This window comes from Pantoea sp. DY-15 (assembly GCF_019795935.1).
Lineage (GTDB): Bacteria > Pseudomonadota > Gammaproteobacteria > Enterobacterales > Enterobacteriaceae > Pantoea > Pantoea leporis.
The window spans coordinates 719,437-742,960 of record NZ_JAIMIF010000001.1; the positions used below are offsets into that span (position 1 = coordinate 719,437).

Below are 23,524 nucleotides of genomic sequence, written 5' to 3' on the forward strand. Positions count from 1 at the left end.
AAGGCGACTTTTGCCAAGCTGAGAAGTTTATTCATCCATAACCTGTTCATTTGCAGGGCTAATCATCGCATCGCTGAAAATGTCGCCATTTTCACCGTTTCAATACGCGACAAAGAGAGAGTTAAGCACAGAAAAAGGGGTGGCGCTATCCAGGTACACTAATTAGAATCGCCGCCATGAAAACTGAGAATCCCGGCGTACAGTATGTCGCCATCACGGCCGAAAATGCCGGACAACGAATTGATAACTTTTTGCGCACCCAGCTCAAGGGCGTGCCGAAAAGCATGATTTACCGCATTTTGCGTAAAGGCGAAGTGCGGGTGAATAAAAAGCGCGTCAAACCGGAATATAAGCTAGAGGATGGCGACGAGCTGCGTATTCCACCGGTGCGGGTTGCCGAGCGCGAAGAGAATACGGTTTCACCGAAACTGGATAAAGTTGCGGCGCTCACCAATGCCATTCTGTATGAAGATGATTACCTGATGGTGCTGAATAAACCGTCGGGCACCGCGGTGCACGGTGGCAGCGGATTAAGTTTTGGCGTGATTGAAGGGCTTCGTGCGCTGCGTCCGGAAGCGCGTTTCCTTGAGTTAGTCCATCGTCTGGATCGTGATACTTCTGGCATTCTGCTGGTGGCGAAGAAGCGTTCTGCTTTGCGCTCGCTGCATGAGCAACTGCGCGAAAAGGGCATGCAGAAGGATTACCTGGCGCTGGTGCGCGGTGACTGGCCGTCGCATCTGAAAGTGGTGCAGGCTCCGCTGTTAAAGAACATTTTGCAGAGCGGTGAACGCGTGGTGCGCGTGAGTGCGGAGGGCAAACCTTCCGAGACGCGCTTTAAAGTAGAAGAGCGTTTTGGTTTCGCGACTCTGGTGAAAGCCAGCCCGGTAACGGGCCGTACCCATCAGATTCGTGTGCATACGCTGCACGGTGGCCACCCGATCGCTTTTGACGATCGTTACGGTGACCGTGACTTTGATGCACAGCTGGGTTCGACGGGCTTGTCGCGTCTGTTCCTGCATGCGGCTGCGTTGACCTTTACCCATCCCAACACCGGAGAAGTGCTGCGCATGGAAGCGCCACTGGATGGCGCACTGAAACACTGTCTTGCACAGCTGCGTCAGAAGAAAGACTGATTGTAGGGGCATCAACACAATGCGTTGATGCCCACCGCTCTTAACATTTCATTTAGCGCGATCAGCGGTAAGCCAATCAAGGTATTAGGATCGCGACCTTCTAGCCTGTCAAATAAACAAATCCCCAATCCTTCGCTTTTGAAACTGCCGGCGCATTGTAGCGGTTGTTCCTTTTCGACGTAGCCGCGAATCTCTTCGGCACTCAACTCGCGGAAATGCACGGTAAAGGGTTCGCAAATAACCGATTGTGTGTCGCTCTGCTGTTGCAGAAGCGCCAGGCCGGTATAAAAGGTGATGGCGTTACCGCTGGCGGCTGCGAGTTGCTGGCAGGCCTTCTCCACGGTATGCGGTTTACCGGTTATCTCGCCATTCAATACACAAACCTGATCGGAACCGATAATCCAGCGGTCCGGGTAACGTGCAGCCAGCGCCTGCGCTTTGGCTAATGCCAGCCGCTGCACCAGCTCGGAGGCTGATTCATGCGGCAGCGGGGATTCGTCGCAATCAGGGGCGGCGGTTATAAAAGGCAGGCCCAGTTTACTTAGCAGCGCCTGACGAAAAGGGGAGGTAGAAGCTAAAACTAAAGGTGTCGTCATTTTTTTTCAGAATAGATAGCGTAAAGATGACAGTCATTTTAAACTATGCGCCGCACTGGATGCGACTAACGGGTGAAAGATGCCGTAAACCGGCCTTTTTCTTTGACTCTATGACGTTACAAAGTTAATATGCGCGCCCTATGCAAAAGGTAAAATTACCCCTGACGCTCGATCCGGTCCGCGCCGCGCAAAAACGCCTTGATTATCATGGTGTTTATGCACCTGAATTGGTGGCGCGCTTGGCCGAAACGGTCGTGAGTGTGGACAGTGAAGTTGAATGCGATATGTCGTTTGCGGTTGATAACCAGCGCCTCGCCGTTCTGCAAGGAACAGCCGAAGTGCAGGTGACTCTGTCATGTCAACGCTGCAACCAGTCGTTTCCACGTCATGTTCACGTAAGCTATTGCTTCAGTCCTGTCTCTTCTGATGAACAGGCCGAGGCACTACCGGAAGCCTACGAGCCAGTTGATGTCAATGATTTTGGTGAGATCGACTTGCTGGCAGTGATCGAAGATGAGCTCATCCTCGCGCTGCCCGTGGTTCCGGTGCATGATTCTGAACACTGTGAAGTGTCCGACGCGGACATGGTATTTGGTCAATTGCCTCCAGAGGCAGAAAAACCAAATCCCTTTGCCGTATTAGCCAGTTTAAAGCGTAAGTAATAGGAGTAAGGTCCATGGCCGTACAACAGAATAAACCAACCCGTTCTAAGCGTGGTATGCGTCGTTCACACGATGCTCTGACCACTGCTGCTCTGTCAGTAGATAAAGTTTCTGGCGAAACTCATCTGCGTCACCATATCACTGCGGATGGTTACTACCGCGGTCGCAAGGTTATCACCAAGTAATCCTCGCGATTACACAAGGCGATACCTTGACACGTTTGACCCTGGCAGTTGATGCCATGGGCGGGGACTTCGGTCCTTGCGTGACAGTGCCTGCAGCCTTGCAGGCACTGGCCTCTCATTCGGAGCTGGTTCTTCTTCTGGTCGGCGATCCCGACATCATCTCGTCATTTCTTGCCAAAGCGGATTCCTCGTTACAGAGGCGTGTGCAGGTTATTCCTGCCGAATCGGTTATTGCAAGTGATGCCAAACCTTCTCAGGCGATTCGTAACAGCCGCGGCAGTTCCATGCGTGTGGCGTTAGAGTTGGTGAAAGAGGGGAAAGCACAAGCCTGTGTCAGTGCGGGAAATACCGGCGCACTGATGGGCCTGGCGAAAATGTTATTAAAACCGCTGGATGGCATTGAACGTCCGGCATTGATGACGGTGTTGCCGCATCAGCAGCATGGCAAAACGGTAGTGCTGGATCTCGGCGCTAACGTTGAATCCGACAGCGCCATGCTGGTGCAGTTTGCGATCATGGGCGCAGTGATGGCCGAAGAAGTGCTGGAGATCGCCCAGCCGCGTGTTGCGCTGCTGAATATTGGTCAGGAAGAGACCAAAGGATTGGAAACAATCCGCGCCGCATCTGCGGTGCTGCGAGCGTCACCGCAAATCAACTATATTGGATATCTTGAGGGGAACGATCTCCTCACCGGCAAGACGGATGTGCTGGTTTGTGATGGCTTCGTTGGTAACGTCACGTTGAAGACCATGGAAGGCGTGGTAAGAATGTTCCTCTCTCTGATTAAATCGTCAGAGGAAGGAAAAAAACGGGCCTGGTGGCTAACATTGCTGGGGCGCTGGATTCAAAAGCGTTTGGCAAAGCGTTTCGGCCATCTCAACCCCGACCAGTACAATGGCGCTTGTCTGTTAGGATTGCGCGGGACAGTGATCAAAAGCCACGGTGCGGCGAATCAACGTGCATTTGCCGTGGCGATAGAGCAGGCAGAGCAGACGGTGCGAAAGCAAGTCCCAGAGAGGATTGCGGCGCGCCTTGACACTGTATTAGCCAGGAGTGACAAAGCGTAGATGTTTACCAAAATTATCGGTACGGGCAGCTATTTGCCTGAGCAGATTCGCTCCAATGCGGATCTGGAAAAAATGGTCGAGACGACGGACGAGTGGATTGTCACCCGTACCGGCATCCGCGAGCGTCGTATTGCCGCTCCGGAAGAAACCGTTGCTACTATGGGCTTCACCGCAGCACAGCGCGCGCTGGAAATGGCGGGTGTGAATGCGAGCGACGTTGGCCTAATCATTGTGGCGACCACCTCTTCCAGCCATGCCTTCCCAAGTTCAGCGTGCATGATCCAGCAAATGCTGGAGATCAACGATTGCGCTGCCTTCGATTTGGCCGCTGCCTGTGCAGGCTTCACCTATGCACTGAGCGTTGCCGATCAATACATCAAAAATGGTGTGGTAAAACATGCGCTGGTGATCGGTGCAGACGTGCTGGCACGTACCCTCGATCCTAACGATCGCGGCACCATCATCCTGTTTGGTGATGGCGCGGGCGCGGTGGTGCTGAGCCAGAGCGAAGAGCCAGGTATCCTTTCTACCCATCTGCACGCCGACGGCCGTTACAGCAAACTGCTGACGCTGCCGTATCAGGATCGAGCCCATCAGGATGAGCCTGCTTATCTGACGATGGCGGGCAATGAAGTCTTCAAAGTGGCCGTGACTGAACTGGCGCACATTGTGGATGAAACCCTGCAAGCCAACAATCTTGATCGTGAAATGCTCGACTGGCTGGTGCCGCACCAGGCGAATTTGCGAATTATTAGCGCAACCGCCAAAAAGCTCGGCATGGGCATGGAAAAAGTTGTGGTCACGCTGGATCGTCACGGTAATACCTCTGCCGCGTCAGTGCCAAGTGCACTGGACGAAGCGGTGCGCGATGGCCGTATCAAGCCGGGACAACTGATTCTGCTGGAAGCCTTTGGTGGCGGTTTCACCTGGGGTTCTGCGCTGGTTCGCTTTTGATTGACAGGAACGAAAGATGACGCAATTTGCTTATGTTTTCCCAGGACAGGGATCGCAGACCGTCGGCATGTTAGCCGAGCTGGCCGCTGAAAACCCGCAGGTTGAAGCCACTTTCCGTGAAGCTTCAGATGCGCTGGGTTATGACTTATGGCAGCTGGTCCAGCAGGGACCGGCTGAAGAATTGAATAAAACCTGGCAGACGCAGCCTGCGCTGCTGGCGGCTTCTGTTGCTATCTATCGCGTATTGCAGAGCAAAAATGCGGTGCAGCCAACCATGATGGCCGGTCACAGCCTCGGTGAATACTCGGCGCTGGTTTGTGCCGGTGTGCTGAATTTCGCTGACGCCATTAAACTGGTTGAGCTGCGCGGCAAACTGATGCAGGAAGCAGTACCGGAAGGTACTGGCGCCATGCAGGCGATTATCGGCCTGGATGATGCATCCATCCGCAAAGCCTGCGAAGAGAGCGCTCAAGGTCAGGTGGTTTCACCGGTTAACTTCAACTCGCCAGGCCAGGTGGTTATCGCGGGCAACAAAGAAGCGGTTGAGCGTGCGGGTGCAGCCTGTAAAGCTGCCGGCGCCAAACGTGCACTGCCGCTACCAGTCAGCGTGCCATCGCACTGTGCGTTGATGAAACCTGCTGCCGATAAGCTGGCGGTGGCGCTCGAAGCGATCACCTTCAGTGCGCCTTCGGTGCCGGTGGTGAATAACGTCGACGTGAAGTGTGAAACTGAAGGTGCTGCGATTCGAAGCGCGCTGGTCCGTCAGCTGTATAGCCCCGTGCGCTGGACCGAATCGGTCGAGTTTATTGCTGCGCAGGGCGTTGAGCAGCTGCTGGAAGTCGGTCCAGGTAAAGTCCTGACCGGCCTGACCAAACGTATTGTGGACAGCCTGAGTGCCGCTGCGGTGAACGATTCTGCTTCACTGAGCGCTGCACTTTCACAGGAATAAGAGGAAAAACATGAGCTTTGAAGGTAAAGTAGCGCTGGTTACCGGTGCAAGCCGTGGAATTGGTCGTGCCATTGCGGAAACGCTGGCTGCGCGCGGTGCCAAAGTGGTGGGAACCGCCACCAGTGCAAGCGGTGCGGAAGCAATCAGTGCTTACCTCGGCGACAAGGGCAAAGGCCTGCTGCTGAACGTCACTGATGCCGCCTCAATTGAGAGCGTTCTCGAACAAGTTCGCGCCGAATTTGGCGAAGTGGACATTTTAGTCAATAATGCAGGCATTACGCGTGACAATCTGTTGATGCGCATGAAAGACGATGAGTGGGCGGATATCCTTGATACCAACCTGACATCTGTCTTCCGTCTTTCTAAGGCGGTTATGCGTGCCATGATGAAAAAACGCGTGGGCCGTATCATTACCATCGGTTCTGTAGTTGGGACCATGGGTAACGCGGGTCAGGCAAACTATGCGGCAGCAAAAGCAGGTTTGATTGGCTTTAGCAAATCACTGGCGCGAGAAATTGCGTCACGTGGCATTACTGTAAACGTCGTGGCTCCGGGCTTTATCGAGACGGACATGACGCGTGCACTGAACGAAGATCAACGTTCGGGTATTTTGGCAGAAGTTCCCGCAGGTCGTTTAGGTGACCCGCAGGAGATTGCCAATGCTGTTGCATTCTTAGCCTCTGACGAAGCAGCCTACATCACGGGTGAGACGCTTCATGTCAATGGCGGCATGTACATGGTCTGATAATCACGAAAACATTTGCTTTATCTGCGGTAAACACCGCAGAATAACGCAAAATCGTGGTTCGACCAGCCGGGATTTTGTTGCATCTTTTTCAACATTTTATACACTACGAAAACCATCGCGAAAGCGAGTTTTGATAGGAAATTAAATAGTATGAGCGATATCGAACAACGCGTTAAGAAAATCGTAGCTGAGCAGCTGGGTGTTAAAGAAGACGAAGTGATTAACACTGCTTCTTTCGTTGAAGACCTTGGTGCAGATTCTCTTGACACCGTTGAGCTGGTAATGGCTCTGGAAGAAGAGTTTGATACTGAAATTCCAGACGAAGAAGCTGAGAAAATCACTACCGTTCAGGCAGCGATCGACTACATCAATAGCCATCAAGGCTAATGAATATCTTCAGGCGGTCACCTCGACCGCCTGAGTTTTATGTTTGCCCCACATAGCGTTATTATTTCCCTCCCTGGAGGACGTGCGTGTCTAAGCGTCGTGTAGTTGTGACTGGTCTTGGCATGTTGTCTCCTGTCGGCAATACCGTAGAGTCTACCTGGAGTGCTCTCCTTGCCGGTCAGAGCGGCATTAGCCTGATCGACCATTTTGATACTAGTGCCTACGCAACGCGTTTTGCGGGCTTAGTAAGAGATTTTAATTGCGATGATTTCATCTCGCGCAAAGATCAGCGCAAGATGGATGACTTCATCCAATACGGCATCGTTGCGGGTATTCAGGCTATGGCAGACTCCGGTCTGGTCGTAACCCATGAGAATGCTGGTCGCATTGGTGCGGCAATCGGTTCTGGTATTGGCGGACTGGGTTTAATCGAAGATAACCACAGCTCGCTGGTCAACGGTGGACCGCGCAAAATCAGCCCATTCTTCGTGCCTTCTACCATCGTCAATATGGTTGCAGGTCACCTCACCATCATGTACGGCCTGAAAGGTCCAAGCATCTCTATCGCAACTGCCTGTACGTCTGGTGTGCACAACATTGGTCATGCGGCGCGTATCATTGCGTATAACGATGCCGATGTGATGTTGGCCGGTGGTGCGGAGAAAGCCAGTACGCCATTAGGTGTTGGTGGTTTCGGAGCTGCTCGTGCGCTCTCCACGCGTAATGACAATCCTCAGGCGGCAAGCCGTCCGTGGGATAAAGATCGTGACGGTTTCGTGTTGGGTGACGGTGCTGGCATTGTCGTACTGGAAGAGTACGAACACGCTAAGAAACGTGGTGCGAAGATTTATGCTGAGATCATTGGTTTTGGCATGAGCAGCGATGCTTACCACATGACGTCACCTCCGGAAGACGGTTCAGGTGCAGCTGCGGCGATGGTCAACGCGCTGCGTGACGCGCAGCTTAACGCTGAGCAGATCGGTTATGTCAACGCGCACGGCACCTCGACGCCAGCCGGTGACAAAGCGGAAGCACAGGCGGTTAAATCGGTATTTGGTGCGGCAGCTCACAGTGTGATGGTCAGCTCTACCAAGTCGATGACTGGCCACCTGTTGGGTGCAGCGGGTGCGGTAGAAGCGATTTATTCGATTCTGGCGCTGCGCGACCAGGCGATTCCACCGACCATCAACCTCGACAATCCTGACGAAGGTTGCGATCTGGACTTCGTGCCGCATACGGCGCGCCAGGTCAGCGGACTGGAGTACACCTTGTGTAACTCCTTCGGATTTGGCGGCACTAACGGCTCGCTGATCTTCCGCAAGGTTTAATCGCTCCTCAGCCATACAGAGGCCCGCAATGCGGGCCTTTTTTATATATTCTACCGGGGTAATCAAGGCGGCTAACATGTGGATAAACGGCATACCGCAAACCGAGCTTTCAGCACGCGATCGCGCAGTGCAATTTGGTGATGGCTGCTTTACCACTGCTGCAGTGATCAACGGCCATATTGTGATGCTGGATGCGCATCTGCAGCGGCTCAAAGAAGGCTGCGCGCGATTGATGATGGAGACGCCTGATTTAGCTCAACTCGCTGCAGAAATGCATCACGCCGCTGCGGGCCAGGCGCAGGCTGTGCTGAAAGTGATTTTGACACCGGGCGCAGGCGGACGCGGTTATAGCCGCGCAGGCTGCCAAACACCGACGCGCATCCTTTCGCTCTCGCTGTGGCCACAGCATTACGCCACGCTGCAACAGCAGGGCGCTGTGCTCCACAGCAGTCCAATACGCCTTGCGCGCAATCCGTTGCTGGCCGGCCTAAAGCACCTGAATCGCCTTGAACAGGTGCTGATTCGCCAGCATCTTGACCAGACGGGCGGCGACGAGGCGCTGGTGCTTGACACTAACGGGACGGTGGTGGAATGCTGTGCGGCCAATTTATTCTGGCGCAAAGGCAACCACGTCTTTACGCCGCGGCTTGAGCAGGCTGGCGTAGATGGCATTATGCGTCGTTATCTGATGGCGCAGATGGCCGCGAATGGCCAGACTTGTCAGCTGATTGATGGCAGCAGGGACGACGTGTTGAACGCCGATGAAGTGGTGATGTGTAACGCCCTGATGCCCGTTTTACCCGTGCGACAAATTGACGACGTTTCGTTTACCGCACGCTCGCTGTATCAGCAACTGCGCGCCAGTTGCCCGACGATGGAAGCATCATGACTCGAATGAAAAAAATTCTCGCAGGCGTTGTGGTAGTAGCAGGACTCGCCGCCGCCTTTAGCTATTGGCAAATTGAACGTTTAGCCGATACGCCCTTAACACTGCAGCAGGAAACCATTTACACCTTGCCCGCTGGCAGCGGTCGCGTGGTACTGGAAGCGCAACTGGAAAGTCAGCACATCATTCCGCAAAGCATCTGGTTTGGCCCGTTACTGAAGCTTGAACCGGAACTGGCGCGTTTCAAAGCCGGTACCTATCGCCTGGAAACCGGCATGACGGTGCGACAGTTGCTGCAACTGTTGGCAAGCGGTAAAGAAGCGCAGTTCCCGGTACGTTTTATTGAAGGTTCGCGTCTTACCGAGTGGTTAGCCGAGCTACGCAAAGCGCCATACCTGAAACACACGCTGAGTGACGATCAATTTGCCACCGTTGCCGCCGCGCTCAAACTCGACGTCAGCCAGCTTGAAGGCAGTTTCTATCCTGATACCTATCTCTACACCGCCAATACCAGCGATGTGGCGCTGCTGGAACGTGCCCATGCGCGCATGAACAAGCTGGTCGATGAGATTTGGCAGGGACGCATGGAGAATCTGCCTTATAAGAAAGAGCAGGACTTGGTCACCATGGCGTCGATCATTGAGAAAGAGACCGGCGTGAGCGAAGAGCGCGCGCGCGTGGCGTCGGTGTTTATTAACCGCCTGCGGACCGGAATGAAGCTGCAAACCGATCCCACGGTGATTTACGGCATGGGCGACAGCTACACCGGCACGCTAACGCGTAAAAATCTGGAAACGCCAACCGACTACAACACGTACACCATTAGCGGTTTACCGCCAGGTCCGATCGCGATGCCGGGCCGCGCTTCACTGGAAGCGGCTGCGCATCCGGAAAAAACCAATTACCTCTATTTTGTCGCGGATGGCAAAGGTGGACATACCTTTACCACCAATCTGGCCAGCCACAACAAAGCGGTGCAGGTTTACCGGCTGGCAATGAAGGAAAAAAATGAAAAGTAAGTTTATCGTCATTGAAGGCCTGGAAGGTGCAGGCAAAACCACCGCGCGCGATGCGCTGGTTGCCGTGCTGCATGAGCACGGCATTAATGATGTCGTCTTCACGCGCGAGCCGGGCGGTACGCCGCTGGCAGAACAACTGCGTGTGTTGGTCAAGCAGGGCATTGATGGCGAGCAGGTAACCGATAAAGCCGAGCTGCTGATGCTCTACGCAGCACGCGTGCAGCTGGTAGAGAACGTGATCAAACCGGCGCTGGCACGCGGTGCCTGGGTGGTTGGCGATCGCCACGATCTCTCTTCCCAAGCCTATCAGGGCGGCGGACGTGGTCTGGATGCGCAGTTGATGACCACACTGCGCGATGCGGTGCTGGGCGATTTCCGTCCCGACCTCACGCTTTATCTCGACGTAACGCCAGAAGTTGGCCTGCAACGCGCACGTGCACGCGGCGAGTTGGATCGTATCGAGCAGGAATCATTGCGATTCTTTGAGCGCACGCGTGAACGCTATCTGGCCTTAGCTGCGCAGGATCCCTCGATCCTCACCATTGATGCGACGCAAAACATTGCAGACGTAACATCGTCACTTCGAGGCGCCTTGCGTAGCTGGCTGGCAGGCCAATCCGCATGAATTGGTATCCGTGGCTGAATCAGCCTTATCGACAAATCATCGCCCGCCATCAAAGCGGCCAGGCGCATCACGCCTTGCTGGTACAAGCCATTGAAGGCATGGGTGACGATGCGCTGATCTGGGGCGTGAGCCGTTGGTTGATGTGTTTGCAGCCGGAAGGATTGAAAAGCTGCGGCCATTGCCACGGCTGCCAGTTAATGCAGGCGCACACGCATCCCGATTGGTATCACCTGGAAGCCGAAAAGGGGAAATCCTCGCTTGGTATTGATGCGGTGCGCGACGTCACTGAAAAGCTGTATCACTTTGCCCAACAGGGCGGCGCAAAAATCGTTTGGTTGCCCGATGCCGCGCAGCTGACGGAAGCCGCCGCCAACGCATTATTGAAAACGCTGGAAGAACCACCGGCCAATTGCTGGTTTTTCCTCAGCGTGCGCGAACCTTCACGCCTGCTGCCTACGTTGCGCAGTCGCTGCATGACGTGGCATCTGTCGCCGCCGGAAGAGGCGCATAGCCTGCAATGGCTGCAGAAACAGCAACCGCAGCCGGAAGAGAAGCTGCGCGCTGCCTTGCGTTTGAGTAATGGCGCACCTGCCGCCGCCTTGACGCTGTTGCAGCCCGAGCGCTGGCAGGCGCGTGAAACGTTGTGTGAAACGCTGATTAAAGCGCTCAACGGCGATGTGCTGCAGCTGTTACCCGCGCTAAACAGTGAAGATGTGGCCGTACGTCTCAGCTGGCTGATTTCACTGCTGGTGGATGCGATGAAAGTGCAGCAGCGCGCAAGTCAGTGGCTGAGCAACGGTGATCATCCGGATGTGGTGACGCAGCTGGCGCAGCGAATGAACAGCAGTGCGCTTAACAGCAGCGCGCAGCAATGGATGCAGTGTCGCGAACAGCTGTTACATGTCGCCGCACTCAATCGAGAATTAATGTTGACCGATCGTTTACTCGCCTGGGGACGTTTACTGGCTCCGGCAACGGTCGGCTAAGCGAAAAGAGAGCTCTATGTTTATTGTCGATTCCCACTGCCATCTCGATGGCCTCGATTATGAAAAGCACCATCGCGATCTGGATGATGTCATCGCCAAAGCGGCAGCGCGCGATGTGAAGTTTATGCTGGCGATTGCCACCACCTTGCCGGATTACTACAAAATCAAACAGCTGGTGGGCGATCGTGAAAACGTCGCGCTGGCTTGTGGCGTCCATCCGCTTAATCAGGAAGCGCCGTACGACGTCGAAGAGTTCCGCCGTCTGGCCGCAGAGGATCGCGTGGTCGCGCTGGGTGAAACCGGGCTGGACTATTTCTATCAGCAGGAAACCAAAGCGCAGCAGCAAGCCTCGTTTCGTGAGCACATCCGTACCGGTATCGCGCTGAATAAACCAATCATCGTGCACACGCGTGATGCGCGCGAAGACACGCTGGCGATTCTGCGCGAAGAGCAGGTAGAGAAGTGCGGCGGCGTGCTGCACTGTTTTACCGAAGATAAAGAGACCGCCGCCAAACTGCTCGATCTCGGTTTTTACATCTCATTCTCCGGTATTCTGACCTTCCGCAACGCCGAACAGATCCGCGATGCGGCGCGCTACGTGCCGCTTGATCGTATGCTGGTGGAAACCGATTCGCCGTATCTGGCGCCGGTACCGCACCGTGGTAAAGAGAATCAGCCGGCGTTTACGCGTGATGTGGCGGATTACATGGCGGTGTTAAAAGGCGTTGATATCGAAACGCTGGCCGCTGCCACCACCGAAAACTTCTCCCGCCTGTTCCACATCCCGATGAGTCGTCTCGGCGGCTAAACGCTTTATTTCAAACGCTGTAATTAATCACAAATCACTCTACTGCACTGCGTCTTACGGGACGCAGGCAGTGTTTTATTGCTGTTTATTAGTGCAAGTCAGTAAGAAATGACTGAAAGGAAAGTGGCATCCTTAGCGAAATGTGATGGCCGTCAATTTAACAATTAGCGATTTATTTTACTCTTCGTAATAAATCAAAAGACGCTCAGCGTCACCCCGGCGAAGGATCCTCCCCCTAAGCCATGCGCACTGCGCAAAAAATTGCACTCATACTCAGGAGTTTCTATGTTCAAGAACGCATTTGCGAACCTGCAGAAAGTAGGTAAATCGCTGATGTTGCCGGTATCGGTTCTGCCGATTGCCGGTATTTTGTTAGGTGTTGGTTCTGCAAACTTCAGCTGGCTGCCGGAAGTGGTTTCCCACGTCATGGCCGAAGCGGGTGGTTCGGTGTTTGCCAATATGCCGCTGATCTTTGCGATCGGTGTGGCACTCGGCTTTACCAATAACGACGGCGTTTCCGCGCTGGCGGCCGTGGTTGCCTACGGCATCATGGTGAAAACCATGGCGGTCGTCGCTCCGCTAGTGCTGCACTTACCGGCGGGCGAAATCGAGGCTAAGCATCTCGCGGATACCGGTGTGCTCGGCGGGATCATCGCCGGTTCCATCGCGGCGTATATGTTCAACCGCTTTTACCGCATCAAACTGCCTGAGTATCTCGGCTTCTTTGCTGGTAAGCGCTTTGTGCCGATCATCTCCGGTCTGGCCGCGATTTTCACCGGTGTGGTGCTGTCATTCATCTGGCCGCCAATCGGTACGGCGATTCAGGACTTCTCGCAGTGGGCAGCGTATCAAAACCCGGTGGTGGCCTTTGGACTGTACGGTCTGATTGAGCGTTCGCTGGTGCCGTTTGGTCTGCACCATATCTGGAACGTCCCTTTCCAGATGCAGATTGGTGAATTCACCAATGCCGCAGGTCAGGTATTCCACGGTGATATCCCACGTTACATGGCGGGCGACCCAACCGCAGGCAAACTGTCTGGCGGCTTCCTGTTCAAAATGTATGGTCTGCCGGCGGCAGCGATTGCGATTTGGCATACGGCTAAACCAGAAAACCGGGCCAAAGTGGGCGGTATTATGATCTCCGCCGCGCTGACCTCGTTCCTGACCGGTATCACCGAGCCAATCGAGTTTGCCTTCATGTTCGTGGCGCCGATTCTGTATGTGATCCACGCGATTCTGGCGGGTCTGGCCTTCCCAATCTGTATTCTGCTGGGTATGCGTGATGGCACCAGCTTCTCACACGGCTTGATCGACTTTATCGTGTTGAGCGGTAACAGCAGCAAAATCTGGTTGTTCCCGATTGTGGGTATCATCTACGGCCTGATTTACTACACCGTATTCCGTTTCCTGATTGTGAAACTGAATCTGAAAACCCCTGGCCGTGAGGAGACCGCGATGGAGCAGAGCAGCGCAACCGGCAGCGAAATGGCGGGTAAACTGGTTACCGCGTTTGGTGGTAAAGAGAACATCACTAACCTTGATGCCTGTATCACGCGTCTGCGTGTCAGCGTGGCGGATGTCGGCAAGGTTGATCAGGCTGAACTGAAAAGCCTCGGCGCACGTGGTGTGGTGGTAGCAGGTTCAGGCGTTCAGGCGATTTTCGGCACCAAGTCCGATAACCTGAAAACCGAAATGGATGATTATATCCGCGGTATGTAACGAGAAAGGGCGGGCAGAGCCGGTGCGATGAAGCGGCGTCAGATCGTAAAGACGCCATAAACCATCCCTGGGACTCGGCCCAAGCCATCCATGGCTTGGGACGCTTTACTCCTCTGCCGCCGCTTCAACGCACTTCATGTTCGGTGCGTAAAAATGCCCTCAAAGAGGGCATTTTTTATTTATAAATAAACCCGCAAATACTCGGTTAAACACAATAGCGCCATTGCCTGACCATACGGCATTGAGGTGAGCGGGATTTGGCGGTAATACTCCAGATCGCTGCCCATCGCTGTTCCAAACGACACCTGCTTCAATTCCCCATCCTCATCGATATTGCCGATCACGCCGCGCAACGCTTTCTCCGCCAGCGGCAAATACTCGGGCGAAAGATAATGTTTGCGCACCGCTTTAAGAATGCCATAGGCGAAACCGGCGGTGGCGGAGGCTTCCGGGTAGCTGTTGGGATCGTCGAGCAAGGTGTGCCACAAACCGCTGCTGTGCTGACAGGCGCTCAGCGCCTTCACCTGACTCTCCAGCACCTGCTGCAGGAAACGCCGCGTGGCGTGCTGTTCCGGCCAGTTCATCATCTCGAGGAAATCAGGAATGACGATAGTCAACCAGCTGTTGCCGCGCGCCCAACGTGCGTTGGCAAAATTGTGCCGCCCATCAAACGTCCAGCCGTGGAACCACAAGCCGGTTTGGCGATCCATCAAATATTGGGTATGAATCAGGAACTGATAGCTGGCTTCTTCGACAAACTCCGGACGATCCAGCAACTGGCCAATCTTCGCTAGCGCCATCACGCTCATCATTAAGGTGTCATCCCACAGCTGCTGGGTGTTTTCATTGTTGTAGACGATGTGCTGCAAGCCACCTTGCTCGGTGCGCGGCATCTCATACATCACCCATTCAGCCCAGCGCTCCAGTACCGGCCGCCACGCAGCATTGCGCGTCTCTTCATAGCGATACGCCAGCGTCAGGAACGGGCAGACGGTATTCACGTTCTTGGTTGGCGTACCTTCCGCCAGCCGCGTGCTGAACCAGTCATCGATAATCTTCAGCGTCGCTTGATCGCCGGTTTGCTGATAATAGTGCAGCATGCCGTACAGGCCGATGCCGTGCGTCCACTCCCAACCGGCCCAGCCTTTGGTATCGATCACGCGGCCATCATCGAGGCGCAGCAAAAACTCGCCGCTGTGATCGGTAATGTTCACCAGATTGTGGGTTAGCCGCTGAATCAACTGCACCAGCTCAGTACGTGGCAACAGATATTCAGGCTGGCGCAGTAACGCGCTGTGCTTTACAGGAAATACAGTCATGGTTCATTCCTATCGTTAATCAGGGTAGAGAGAGAAGGTAAAGATCGTGGCTGCGTCGGCAGCGGCGGTGCGGCAGGCTTATGACGGTTGAGATAGCCGACGTTGTTATTGCCCCACAGATTTTCATACGGCATGCCCGCCAGCATTTCGACCACTTCACGCGCCTGTGGCGAAATACGCTCTGGCACCACGCGTCCGGCTTCGCGCATTTTCAACGTCTCTTCGCGCAGCACGGTGTGGGTTTGCAGATTGAGTTTAAAGCGCAGTGAAATAATGAAGCCGCAGGCCAGCACACAGAGCGTGCCCACGCTGAGGATCGCCAGAATGGTATGGCCGACAGCCGGCACCTGCGTGGCCTGGCCGGAAGAGAAGCCCGCCAGCTGCAACACGATACCGACGAACATCACCGCACCCGCTTGCGAGGCTTTGCGCGTCAGCGTCATGATGCCGGCAAAAATGCCTTCGCGACGTTGGCCGGTAATCACTTCATCGACGTCAGCGATATAGGTGTAAGTATTCCACGGCACATAGTTGATGCCGCCGCGACCAAGACCGGCAAGACCGGAAATCAGTACCAGCAGAGCGAAGTTGTCGTTCATGCCGGTGTACCACAATCCGGCGTAGGAGAGGGCGCTAAGCCCAAACAGCACCACCACCATACGGTATGCGGGCGCAGGCCCAAGGCGGATACACAGCGGAATCATCGCCATCACCGCAATAAACTGCATCACCGCCATGGTGCCCATCAGGTTGGAGGCGATCTGCGCGCTTTGCATCAGCACAAACACCACATACCAGGTGAACACCGCGTTAAACACGTCCTGCGCGATATAGCCGCCGAGATACATGCCCAGATGCTGACGGAAAATACGAATGCGCAGCGTTGAGGCCAGCTCGGTGTAGAGGCGCTTCAGGCTCTGTAGCAAGGTCAGCTGTGATTTTTCCTGCTCGGCGCGGCGCGATTCGGCAGAGAAATCGTCGGGATCGCGTTCCCAGGTAAACAGCCACACCAACGTTAACACCAGCGCACAAATCACCGAGAACACCAGGCTGGCGTAGAAGAAGGAGATCGGATTCTCTTTGCCAAACCAGCCAATCAGTATGCCCGGCAGGAACGCTGCCAGAATGGCCGAAAGCTGCGCCAGACCAATACGCGCGCCAGAGAAGCGGGTTTTCTGTTTGAAATCATCGGTCATCTCCGGTACCAGCGTTTCGTAAGGCACCAGAATCATGGTGTAGACCATATCGAACAGCAGATAAGTCAGCAGATACCACCAAAAACTCATGTCGCCAACCCACATCAGGCTGTAGCTGAACACGCACGGAATGCCGAGCAGGATAAAAAATTTGCGGCGGCCAAAGCGCTTGCCGAGCCAGGTCGAACCGAAGTTATCGGTCAGGAAACCCATCAGCGGGCTCACCACCGCATCCAGTACGCGGGCGGCGGCGAAAATGAAGGTCGCCTGAATCGGCGAGAGCCCACAAAAGGTGGTGTAAAAGTAGAGCAGCCAGGCGGCGGTTAGCGCCGTGGTGCCTGCACCGAGGAAATCCCCGGACCCATAGGCCAGATAATGGCCCAGGCCAATCTTACGAGAGCGCATGGCAGGTTCTCCTTGAATTAGTCGGTAAACACATCCCTCATCACTCCGTACAACTTGCGCGGATTGGATTGAAAGTAGAGCGGCTTAAGCTGGCAAACCTTCGTGATTTCGCAATGACCTGCAGGTGAGTGGCAAAATCACAAAGAAAAAGGCGTGATATCTCTAATTTATAAAACAGCGTTTCATTTTTGTGGTTAATGAGAGGTTAGAAATGCGAGCTGCAGCACAATGCGTGGCGAAGTGAGAAAACGGCTTAAAGGCAGCCATTTAATGCAGGAATTGTGGTCCTGAGGTTGAAAGAAATGGAATTCCTCACGCATACTGCCTGACTGAACTCAGGCTTAAGGAAATGCACCATGGCTGAAGAAACCATTTTCAGTAAAATCATCCGTCGCGAGATTCCCGCCGACGTGGTTTATCAGGACGAACTGGTCACCGCCTTCCGTGATATCGCGCCGAAAGCGCCTACCCATATCTTGATCATCCCCAACGTATTGATTCCCACCGCCAATGATGCGCAGCCCGCACACGAGCAGGCGCTGGGCCGGATGATCACCGTAGCCGCCAAAATTGCCCGTGATGAAGGCATTGCCGAAGATGGCTATCGTCTGATCATCAACTGCAACAGCCATGGCGGTCAGGAGGTTTATCACATCCATATGCATTTGGTTGGCGGTCAGCCGCTGGGCCCGATGCTGGCCAGCTAACTCAGGCGGACAACGTGATGCGTCAATGGCTGAGTGGCTTGCTGTTGCTGACCCTTGCAGGTTGCAGCAGCGATAAGCCGATGATTAATACCTCGCAGTCGCTGGTGATGGAATCGGCGGTGTTATCCGCGGGCATTATTACCGATGATCCGAAGTTGACCGAACAAGATGGTCAGCAGCGTGCCATGAGCGTGTTGTACAACCAGCGTGAAACGCCAGTGAAAGTGCACTATCGTTTCTATTGGTACGACGACAAAGGATTGGAAATCACGCCGGAAGAGCCGGCGCAAAGCCAAATCGTTCCGGCGCACGGCAGCGTAGAAGTGGCCTCACAAATGGGCAATCCGACCGCCAGTAAGGTGCGTCTCTATCTTTATCTTTGAGGAGTAAGCTGTGATTCGCAGTGTAAAACGTTCGGGCGCGTTGTTATTTGCGCTAATGCTCACCGGTTGTGTGGTGCAACAACAGACGCCGGCACCGGTAGAACCCACGCAGCCGACCACGCCCACTCAGCCGGTTGAACCTACGCCGCAGCCAGTGCCGCCGCCGCAAACCGTGCCGCAGCCACCAAAGCTGAAAACCATTAACTGGGATGCTAGCGTCCAGCCGTTGGTCGGCAAGATGGTGCAATCTTCAGGCGTGAATCCGGGCAGCGTGCTGCTGGTGGATCGCATCAAGAACAGTACTAATGGCGCGCTGCAAACCGACAAAGCCACCGATGCGATTCAGAATGCGCTGGCCAACAACGGCAAGTTCACGCTGATCACCCCAGAACAGCTGGCGCAGGCCAAGCAAACGCTGGGCTTGTCGCCGGATGACAGCCTCAACTCGCGCAGTAAAGCGATTGGCCTGGCGCGCAACGTTAACGCGCAGTATGTGCTCTACAGCAATGCGCAGGGCGATGTGAAATCACCGACGCTGCAAATGCAGCTGATGCTGGTACAAACCGGTGAAATAATCTGGTCAGGAAACGGTGTTGCTCAACCCTGATCCACAGCTGCAAAACCTGCTTCAGCAACAATGGCCGACGGCGCAAGCTGCCGGTCATTTTTTCGCGCTGCCGGGACTGAGCGGGCAAAGCGTGCGCGTGCAGATGCCGCAGGGCGAATTGCTGGCGCGACGTGCGCCGCCGCAGCCGATCCCGTTTGTCGATCGCCAGCGCGAATACCGCATTCTGCAGCAGCTGCGGCATGCACAACTTGGTCCGCAGCCGCTGGCGTGGCGCCATCCCTGGCTGCTGCAAAGCTGGATGCCGGGCGAGGTGCTCACCTCCGCGCAGTTTAACGCGCAGCGGCAGGCGATTGTGGCGCTGCTGCAGCGTCTGCATCAACAGCCGCTCACCGGCTACCGTTTACGATTAGCGCCGCTGCTACAGCGCTATTGGCAGCTTTGCCGGCAGCGTCACTGGCGCTGGCAGCGTCGTCTGCAACGCTTATTACAGCAGGGCGAACCGCAGCCGCTGCGGCTGGCGCCGCTGCATATGGATGTCCACGCCGGCAACCTGATTGCCACGCCGGAAGGTTTACGCCTGATCGACTGGGAGTATGCCGCCGACGGTGACGTGGCGCTGGAGCTGGCGGCGGTGTGTGCGGTTGATGGCGATACGCGTTCCGCGTGGATTGCTGATTACGCCGCGCGCGCGCAACTGGATGAGCCAGCACTGGCATGCCAGATGCAGCGCTGGCAACCGTGGCTGCAGCTGTTGATGGCCAGCTGGTATCAGCTGCGTGCCGAGCAGAGCCAGGATGACACCTTACTGCAGCTGGCGCAGGCCAGCTGGCACGACCTTTAACTCAGGATTTTAATCATGACCATGAACACACCCGGACCGCTGATGCTTGACGTCGAAAGCTATGAGCTGGACGCCGAAGAACGCGAAATTCTGCAGCATCCGCTGGTGGGCGGACTGATTCTGTTTGCCCGCAACTTCCACGATGTCGAGCAGTTAGCAGAGCTGGTGCGCCAGATTCGCGCCGCTTCACGCAATCGTCTGGTGGTAGCGGTGGATCAGGAAGGCGGTCGCGTGCAGCGTTTCCGCGACGGCTTCACGCAGCTGCCGGCGATGCAATCCTTCGCCGCGCTGCACGATCTGAATCGTGCCGGTGAACTGGCGCAGCAGGCGGGCTGGCAGATGGCGTCGGAAATGATCGCCATGGACATCGACATTAGTTTCGCGCCGGTGCTCGATATTGGCCACATCAGCGCGGCGATCGGCGATCGTTCATTCCATGAAGATCCGGCCATCGCCCTACAGGTCGCACGACGTTTTATCAACGGCATGCATGAAGCCGGCATGAAAACCACCGGCAAACACTTCCCCGGTCACGGTGCGGTCAGTGCCGATTCGCATAAAGAGACGCCGCGCGACAACCGCGATGCCGCCACGTTGCGTCAGCATGACATGGCGATCTTTAAGCAGTTGATCGACGAGCAGCTTCTTGATGCGGTGATGCCGGCGCACGTTATCTATACTGAGGTGGATCCGTTGCCTGCCAGCGGTTCGCCGTATTGGCTGCAAACCGTATTGCGCCAGGAGCTCAGCTTTAACGGCGTGATTTTCTCCGACGATCTGTCGATGGAAGGTGCCGCGGTGATGGGCAGCTACGCCGAACGCGCGCAGCAGTCGCTGAATGCCGGTTGCGATATGATCCTGGTGTGCAATCAACGCGCGGGCGCGGTGAGCGTGCTGGATAACTTGACGCCGATCGGGGCAGAGCGCGTGACGCAGTTATACCATCAAGGGCGTTTTACCCGTCAAAGCCTGCTGGCAAGCGAGCGCTGGCGGCAAAATCAGCGTCAGTTAAGCGCGTTGCAAGAGCGCTGGCTGGCGCAGAAAGCCTCGGGCAGATAAGCATCGCTGCCCGGATTTCACTCCACGCTGAGGAAAATCATGATCATCTATCTGCACGGTTTTGATTCCAACAGTCCGGGCAACCATGAAAAGGTGCTGCAGCTGCAGTTTATTGACCCGGACGTCCGATTAGTCAGCTACAGCACCCGCCATCCCAAACACGACATGCAGTTTCTGCTGAAAGAGTGCGACAAGCTGCTGCAACAGGGTGACGATGCGCATCCGCTGATTTGCGGGGTTGGGCTCGGTGGTTATTGGGCCGAACGCATTGGCTTCCTGTGCGGCATGCGTCAGGTGATCTTCAATCCAAATCTGTTCCCGTTTGAGAACATGGAAGGCAAAATCGATCGCCCGGAAGAGTATCTCGATATCGCCACTAAGTGCGTCAACGATTTCCGCGAAAAGAACCGCGAAAAGTGTCTGACGATTTTGTCTCGACAAGATGAAGCGCTGGATAATCAGCGCAGCGCGACGTACCTGCAGCCGTTCTATGAAATCATCTGGGATGACGCAGCCAGCCACAAATTCAAGAACATCGCGCCGCATTTGCAGCGCATCAAAGCCTTCAAACTCCTCGCCTGACCGCCGACGCGCCGTGTGATGCGGCGCATAAAATGTGTAACATTCTGATAATGCAGCTGAAAGATTGATGTACATCAATTTTCTTATGTGATGTCTTTGACGCCGTGATATTCTGCCCTCAGCTCGCGATTTAACGTCGCCAACCCTATGTTTATTAAGGTTTTTATTAACCTTTAATTAACTATTGGTTTACAACTTTGAGGGGGTCTTTGTTGACTACATCTATGGAAAAAATCGTTATCATCGGCGGTGGTGCTGGCGGCTTAGAGCTGGCAACGCAGCTCGGTCACAAGCTGGGACGCAAGAAGAAAGCCGAGATCATCCTGGTCGATCGTAACCACAGTCATCTGTGGAAACCGCTGCTGCACGAAGTGGCAACCGGTTCGATGGACGAAGGGATTGATGCGCTGAGCTATCTGGCGCACGCGCGTAATCACGGTTTCCAGTTCCAGCTGGGATCGCTGACGCAAATCAATCGTGAAAACAAAACCCTTGAGCTGGCCGAAATCCGCGATGCGGAAGGCGCACTGTTAGTGCCGCAGCGTGAGCTGGCCTACGATCGCCTGGTCATCGCGCTTGGCAGCACCTCAAATGACTTCGGCACGCCGGGCGTAAAAGATCACTGCATCTTCCTCGACAACCCGCATCAGGCGCGTCGTTTCCACAACGAAATGCTCAACCTGTTCCTGCGTTTCTCGGCCAGCGAAGGCAGCCTGGAAAAAGTCAACATCGCCATTGTCGGCGGCGGTGCCACCGGCGTGGAACTCTCTGCGGAGCTGTATAACGCGGTGAAACAGCTGCACAGCTACGGCTACAAAGGTCTGGATAGCAGCTCGCTGAACGTCACGCTGGTGGAAGCCGGTGAACGCATTCTGCCGGCGCTGCCACCGCGTATCTCGGCGGCGGCGCATCAGGAGCTGACCAAACTTGGCGTGCGCGTGTTGACGCAAACCATGGTCACCAGCGCCACCGAAAACGGCTTGAATACTAAAGGCGGCGAATTCATCGACGCCGATCTGATGGTGTGGGCGGCCGGTATCAAAGCGCCAGACTTCCTGAAAGAGATTGGCGGACTGGAAACCAACCGCATCAATCAGCTGGTGGTGAAAGAGACGCTGCAAACCACGCTGGATGACGACATCTACGCCATTGGCGATTGCGCCTCCTGCGCGCTGCCGGGTGGCGGATTTGTGCCGCCGCGCGCGCAGTCAGCGCATCAGATGGCCTCGCGCGCGCTGGAGAACATCCTTGCACAGCGTAAAGAGAAGCCGCTGAAAGCGTATGTTTATAAAGATCACGGTTCGCTGGTGTCGCTGTCGCGCTTCAGTACGGTCGGCAGCTTGATGGGTAACCTGATGCGCGGATCGATGATGGTGGAAGGGCGCATTGCGCGTTTTGTCTACATCTCTCTATATCGTATGCACCAGATTGCGCTCCACGGATACTTCAAGACCGGTCTTATGATGCTGGTCGGGAGTCTTAACCGCGTCCTGCGTCCGCGTCTCAAGCTGCACTGATGATTTTCGGGCGGTGAATGCCGCCCTACGCCACGCCAGCTGCCGTAACCCGCTGAAAACTGCACGTTCAGCTTAAGGTTACGGCACTATTTCATCCGCTCTCGGAACTCTCCTAAAAGCTGGCCCTGATGGGTTTCCGCTGCGTTTCCTCCATTAATCTGATGTTGCAATTACGGTCCATCTGTAAAACTTATTACTAACAAACACGGCGCGGCGCGCACGCCGGTTATGCCTCGGCTACACAGGATTTGGTAGCGGCAGGAATGCGCGGTAACAACCTTCAGGAGGACATTCCTGTGAATAAATCAATGTTAGCGGGTATCGGTATCGGCGTGGCAGCAGCGTTAGGTGTTGCCGCAGTCGCCAGCATGGATGTTTTCGATCGCGGCCCGCAGTTTGCACAAGTTCTGTCGGCGACGCCGATCAAAGAGAGCATCAAACAGCCGCGACAGGAGTGTCGCAATGTGACGCTGACCCATCGTCGTGCGGTCCAGGATGAGAATCGCATTGCCGGTTCGGTGCTGGGTGCGGTAGCCGGCGGCGTGTTGGGCCATCAGTTTGGTGGCGGACGCGGACGCGATGTCGCTACGGTAGCGGGCGCGTTGGCCGGTGGTTACGGCGGTAATCAGGTGCAGGGTGCGCTGCAGGATCGCGACACTTACACCACCAACGAGCAGCGTTGCAAAACGGTATATGACAAACAGGAAAAAATGCTGGGGTATGACGTGACCTATAAAATAGGCGACCAGCAGGGCAAAATCCGCATGGAAAACGACCCTGGTACCCGCATTCCGCTCGACCGTAATGGTCAGCTGATCCTGAATTCAAATCAGGCCTAATTGGGCAAAGATGCATCACAGCAGCAGTAACGAAAAAAGCGCCGCAAGGCGCTTTT

At 55.2% G+C, this 23,524-nt stretch carries 26 protein-coding genes; 23 read left to right on the forward strand and 3 right to left on the reverse strand.

Annotation, left to right across the window (positions count from 1 at the left end; translation table 11 throughout):
* Positions 1–176: 176 nt before the first annotated feature.
* Positions 177–1,133, forward strand: coding sequence for a 23S rRNA pseudouridine(955/2504/2580) synthase RluC (rluC, locus tag K5Y32_RS03490; RefSeq protein ID WP_101760840.1), 957 nt, complete (start codon positions 177–179; stop codon positions 1,131–1,133).
* Positions 1,134–1,144: 11 nt separating this feature from the next.
* On the opposite strand, the gene K5Y32_RS03495 is transcribed toward rluC, so the two are convergent.
* Positions 1,145–1,729: a nucleoside triphosphate pyrophosphatase gene (locus tag K5Y32_RS03495; protein ID WP_222181804.1), complete on the reverse strand. Its 585-nt coding sequence runs from the start codon at positions 1,727–1,729 to the stop codon at positions 1,145–1,147.
* A 140-nt stretch (positions 1,730–1,869) separates the two neighbouring features.
* On the opposite strand from K5Y32_RS03495, the gene yceD reads away from it, so the two are divergent.
* The 14 genes from yceD (at position 1,870) to ptsG (ending at position 14,052) form a co-directional block, all read left to right on the forward strand.
* On the forward strand, positions 1,870–2,391 hold the full coding sequence (gene yceD / locus K5Y32_RS03500; protein WP_007885785.1) for a 23S rRNA accumulation protein YceD: 522 nt from the start codon (positions 1,870–1,872) through the stop codon (positions 2,389–2,391).
* 14 nt (positions 2,392–2,405) lie between these two features.
* The gene (gene rpmF / locus K5Y32_RS03505) at positions 2,406–2,576 is read left to right on the forward strand and encodes a 50S ribosomal protein L32 (protein ID WP_007885783.1); all 171 of its coding nucleotides are present in this window, start codon (positions 2,406–2,408) and stop codon (positions 2,574–2,576) included.
* Positions 2,577–2,602: 26 nt separating this feature from the next.
* On the forward strand, positions 2,603–3,643 hold the full coding sequence (gene plsX / locus K5Y32_RS03510) for a phosphate acyltransferase PlsX (RefSeq protein WP_008103068.1): 1,041 nt from the start codon (positions 2,603–2,605) through the stop codon (positions 3,641–3,643).
* A complete protein-coding gene (locus K5Y32_RS03515; protein ID WP_176970305.1) occupies positions 3,644–4,597 on the forward strand; it encodes a beta-ketoacyl-ACP synthase III in 954 nt (317 codons plus the stop codon). It abuts the gene before it with no gap.
* 16 nt (positions 4,598–4,613) lie between these two features.
* Positions 4,614–5,546, forward strand: coding sequence for an ACP S-malonyltransferase (gene fabD, locus K5Y32_RS03520; protein ID WP_222181805.1), 933 nt, complete (start codon positions 4,614–4,616; stop codon positions 5,544–5,546).
* 10 nt (positions 5,547–5,556) lie between these two features.
* Entirely contained in the window at positions 5,557–6,291 is a 735-nt protein-coding gene (gene fabG, locus K5Y32_RS03525; protein ID WP_007885776.1) for a 3-oxoacyl-ACP reductase FabG, read from the forward strand.
* A 153-nt stretch (positions 6,292–6,444) separates the two neighbouring features.
* A complete protein-coding gene (acpP, locus tag K5Y32_RS03530; protein ID WP_007885774.1) occupies positions 6,445–6,681 on the forward strand; it encodes an acyl carrier protein in 237 nt (78 codons plus the stop codon).
* An 86-nt stretch (positions 6,682–6,767) separates the two neighbouring features.
* Positions 6,768–8,009 carry a beta-ketoacyl-ACP synthase II gene (gene fabF / locus K5Y32_RS03535; protein WP_222181806.1) on the forward strand — a complete coding sequence of 414 codons (1,242 nt, stop codon included), beginning with the start codon at positions 6,768–6,770 and terminating at the stop codon, positions 8,007–8,009.
* A gap of 76 nt (positions 8,010–8,085) precedes the next feature.
* Complete coding sequence (gene pabC / locus K5Y32_RS03540; protein ID WP_222181807.1) at positions 8,086–8,898, forward strand: aminodeoxychorismate lyase; 813 nt, start codon at positions 8,086–8,088, stop codon at positions 8,896–8,898.
* A complete protein-coding gene (mltG, locus tag K5Y32_RS03545; RefSeq protein WP_222181808.1) occupies positions 8,895–9,914 on the forward strand; it encodes an endolytic transglycosylase MltG in 1,020 nt (339 codons plus the stop codon). Before pabC ends, mltG begins: the two co-directional genes overlap by 4 nt.
* Entirely contained in the window at positions 9,904–10,539 is a 636-nt protein-coding gene (gene tmk, locus K5Y32_RS03550; RefSeq protein ID WP_222181809.1) for a dTMP kinase, read from the forward strand. Before mltG ends, tmk begins: the two co-directional genes overlap by 11 nt.
* Positions 10,536–11,525: a DNA polymerase III subunit delta' gene (gene holB / locus K5Y32_RS03555; protein WP_222181810.1), complete on the forward strand. Its 990-nt coding sequence runs from the start codon at positions 10,536–10,538 to the stop codon at positions 11,523–11,525. Before tmk ends, holB begins: the two co-directional genes overlap by 4 nt.
* Before the next feature lie 16 nt (positions 11,526–11,541).
* The gene (locus tag K5Y32_RS03560; RefSeq protein ID WP_154181483.1) at positions 11,542–12,333 is read left to right on the forward strand and encodes a metal-dependent hydrolase; all 792 of its coding nucleotides are present in this window, start codon (positions 11,542–11,544) and stop codon (positions 12,331–12,333) included.
* Between the two features lie 285 nt (positions 12,334–12,618).
* Positions 12,619–14,052, forward strand: a complete 1,434-nt coding sequence (gene ptsG / locus K5Y32_RS03565; protein ID WP_176970299.1) for a PTS glucose transporter subunit IIBC — start codon at positions 12,619–12,621, stop codon at positions 14,050–14,052.
* A gap of 179 nt (positions 14,053–14,231) precedes the next feature.
* Here ptsG and K5Y32_RS03570 read toward each other — a convergent pair whose 3' ends face one another.
* Together K5Y32_RS03570 and K5Y32_RS03575 are read right to left on the reverse strand one after the other, a co-directional pair.
* The gene (locus tag K5Y32_RS03570; protein WP_176970298.1) at positions 14,232–15,371 is read right to left on the reverse strand and encodes a glycoside hydrolase family 105 protein; all 1,140 of its coding nucleotides are present in this window, start codon (positions 15,369–15,371) and stop codon (positions 14,232–14,234) included.
* Positions 15,368–16,972, reverse strand: a complete 1,605-nt coding sequence (locus tag K5Y32_RS03575) for an MFS transporter (RefSeq protein WP_210080516.1) — start codon at positions 16,970–16,972, stop codon at positions 15,368–15,370. Before K5Y32_RS03575 ends, K5Y32_RS03570 begins: the two co-directional genes overlap by 4 nt.
* 356 nt (positions 16,973–17,328) lie before the next feature.
* Here K5Y32_RS03575 and hinT point away from each other — a divergent pair, with 356 nt between their 5' ends.
* The 8 genes from hinT to K5Y32_RS03615 all read left to right on the forward strand — a co-directional run bounded on the left by hinT (position 17,329) and on the right by K5Y32_RS03615 (position 23,468).
* Entirely contained in the window at positions 17,329–17,679 is a 351-nt protein-coding gene (gene hinT / locus K5Y32_RS03580) for a purine nucleoside phosphoramidase (protein ID WP_101760825.1), read from the forward strand.
* Positions 17,680–17,696: 17 nt separating this feature from the next.
* The gene (locus tag K5Y32_RS03585) at positions 17,697–18,062 is read left to right on the forward strand and encodes a YcfL family protein (protein ID WP_101760824.1); all 366 of its coding nucleotides are present in this window, start codon (positions 17,697–17,699) and stop codon (positions 18,060–18,062) included.
* A gap of 10 nt (positions 18,063–18,072) precedes the next feature.
* Positions 18,073–18,669, forward strand: a complete 597-nt coding sequence (gene lpoB, locus K5Y32_RS03590) for a penicillin-binding protein activator LpoB (protein ID WP_101760823.1) — start codon at positions 18,073–18,075, stop codon at positions 18,667–18,669.
* Positions 18,656–19,471, forward strand: a complete 816-nt coding sequence (thiK, locus tag K5Y32_RS03595; RefSeq protein ID WP_192234272.1) for a thiamine kinase — start codon at positions 18,656–18,658, stop codon at positions 19,469–19,471. Before lpoB ends, thiK begins: the two co-directional genes overlap by 14 nt.
* Before the next feature lie 15 nt (positions 19,472–19,486).
* On the forward strand, positions 19,487–20,530 hold the full coding sequence (gene nagZ, locus K5Y32_RS03600; RefSeq protein WP_222181811.1) for a beta-N-acetylhexosaminidase: 1,044 nt from the start codon (positions 19,487–19,489) through the stop codon (positions 20,528–20,530).
* A 39-nt stretch (positions 20,531–20,569) separates the two neighbouring features.
* A complete protein-coding gene (ycfP, locus tag K5Y32_RS03605) occupies positions 20,570–21,112 on the forward strand; it encodes an alpha/beta hydrolase YcfP (RefSeq protein ID WP_222181812.1) in 543 nt (180 codons plus the stop codon).
* Between the two features lie 212 nt (positions 21,113–21,324).
* Positions 21,325–22,629, forward strand: coding sequence for an NAD(P)/FAD-dependent oxidoreductase (locus K5Y32_RS03610; RefSeq protein WP_176970294.1), 1,305 nt, complete (start codon positions 21,325–21,327; stop codon positions 22,627–22,629).
* Positions 22,630–22,925: 296 nt separating this feature from the next.
* The gene (locus K5Y32_RS03615) at positions 22,926–23,468 is read left to right on the forward strand and encodes a glycine zipper 2TM domain-containing protein (RefSeq protein WP_007885735.1); all 543 of its coding nucleotides are present in this window, start codon (positions 22,926–22,928) and stop codon (positions 23,466–23,468) included.
* The last annotated feature ends 56 nt before the right edge of the window (positions 23,469–23,524 follow it).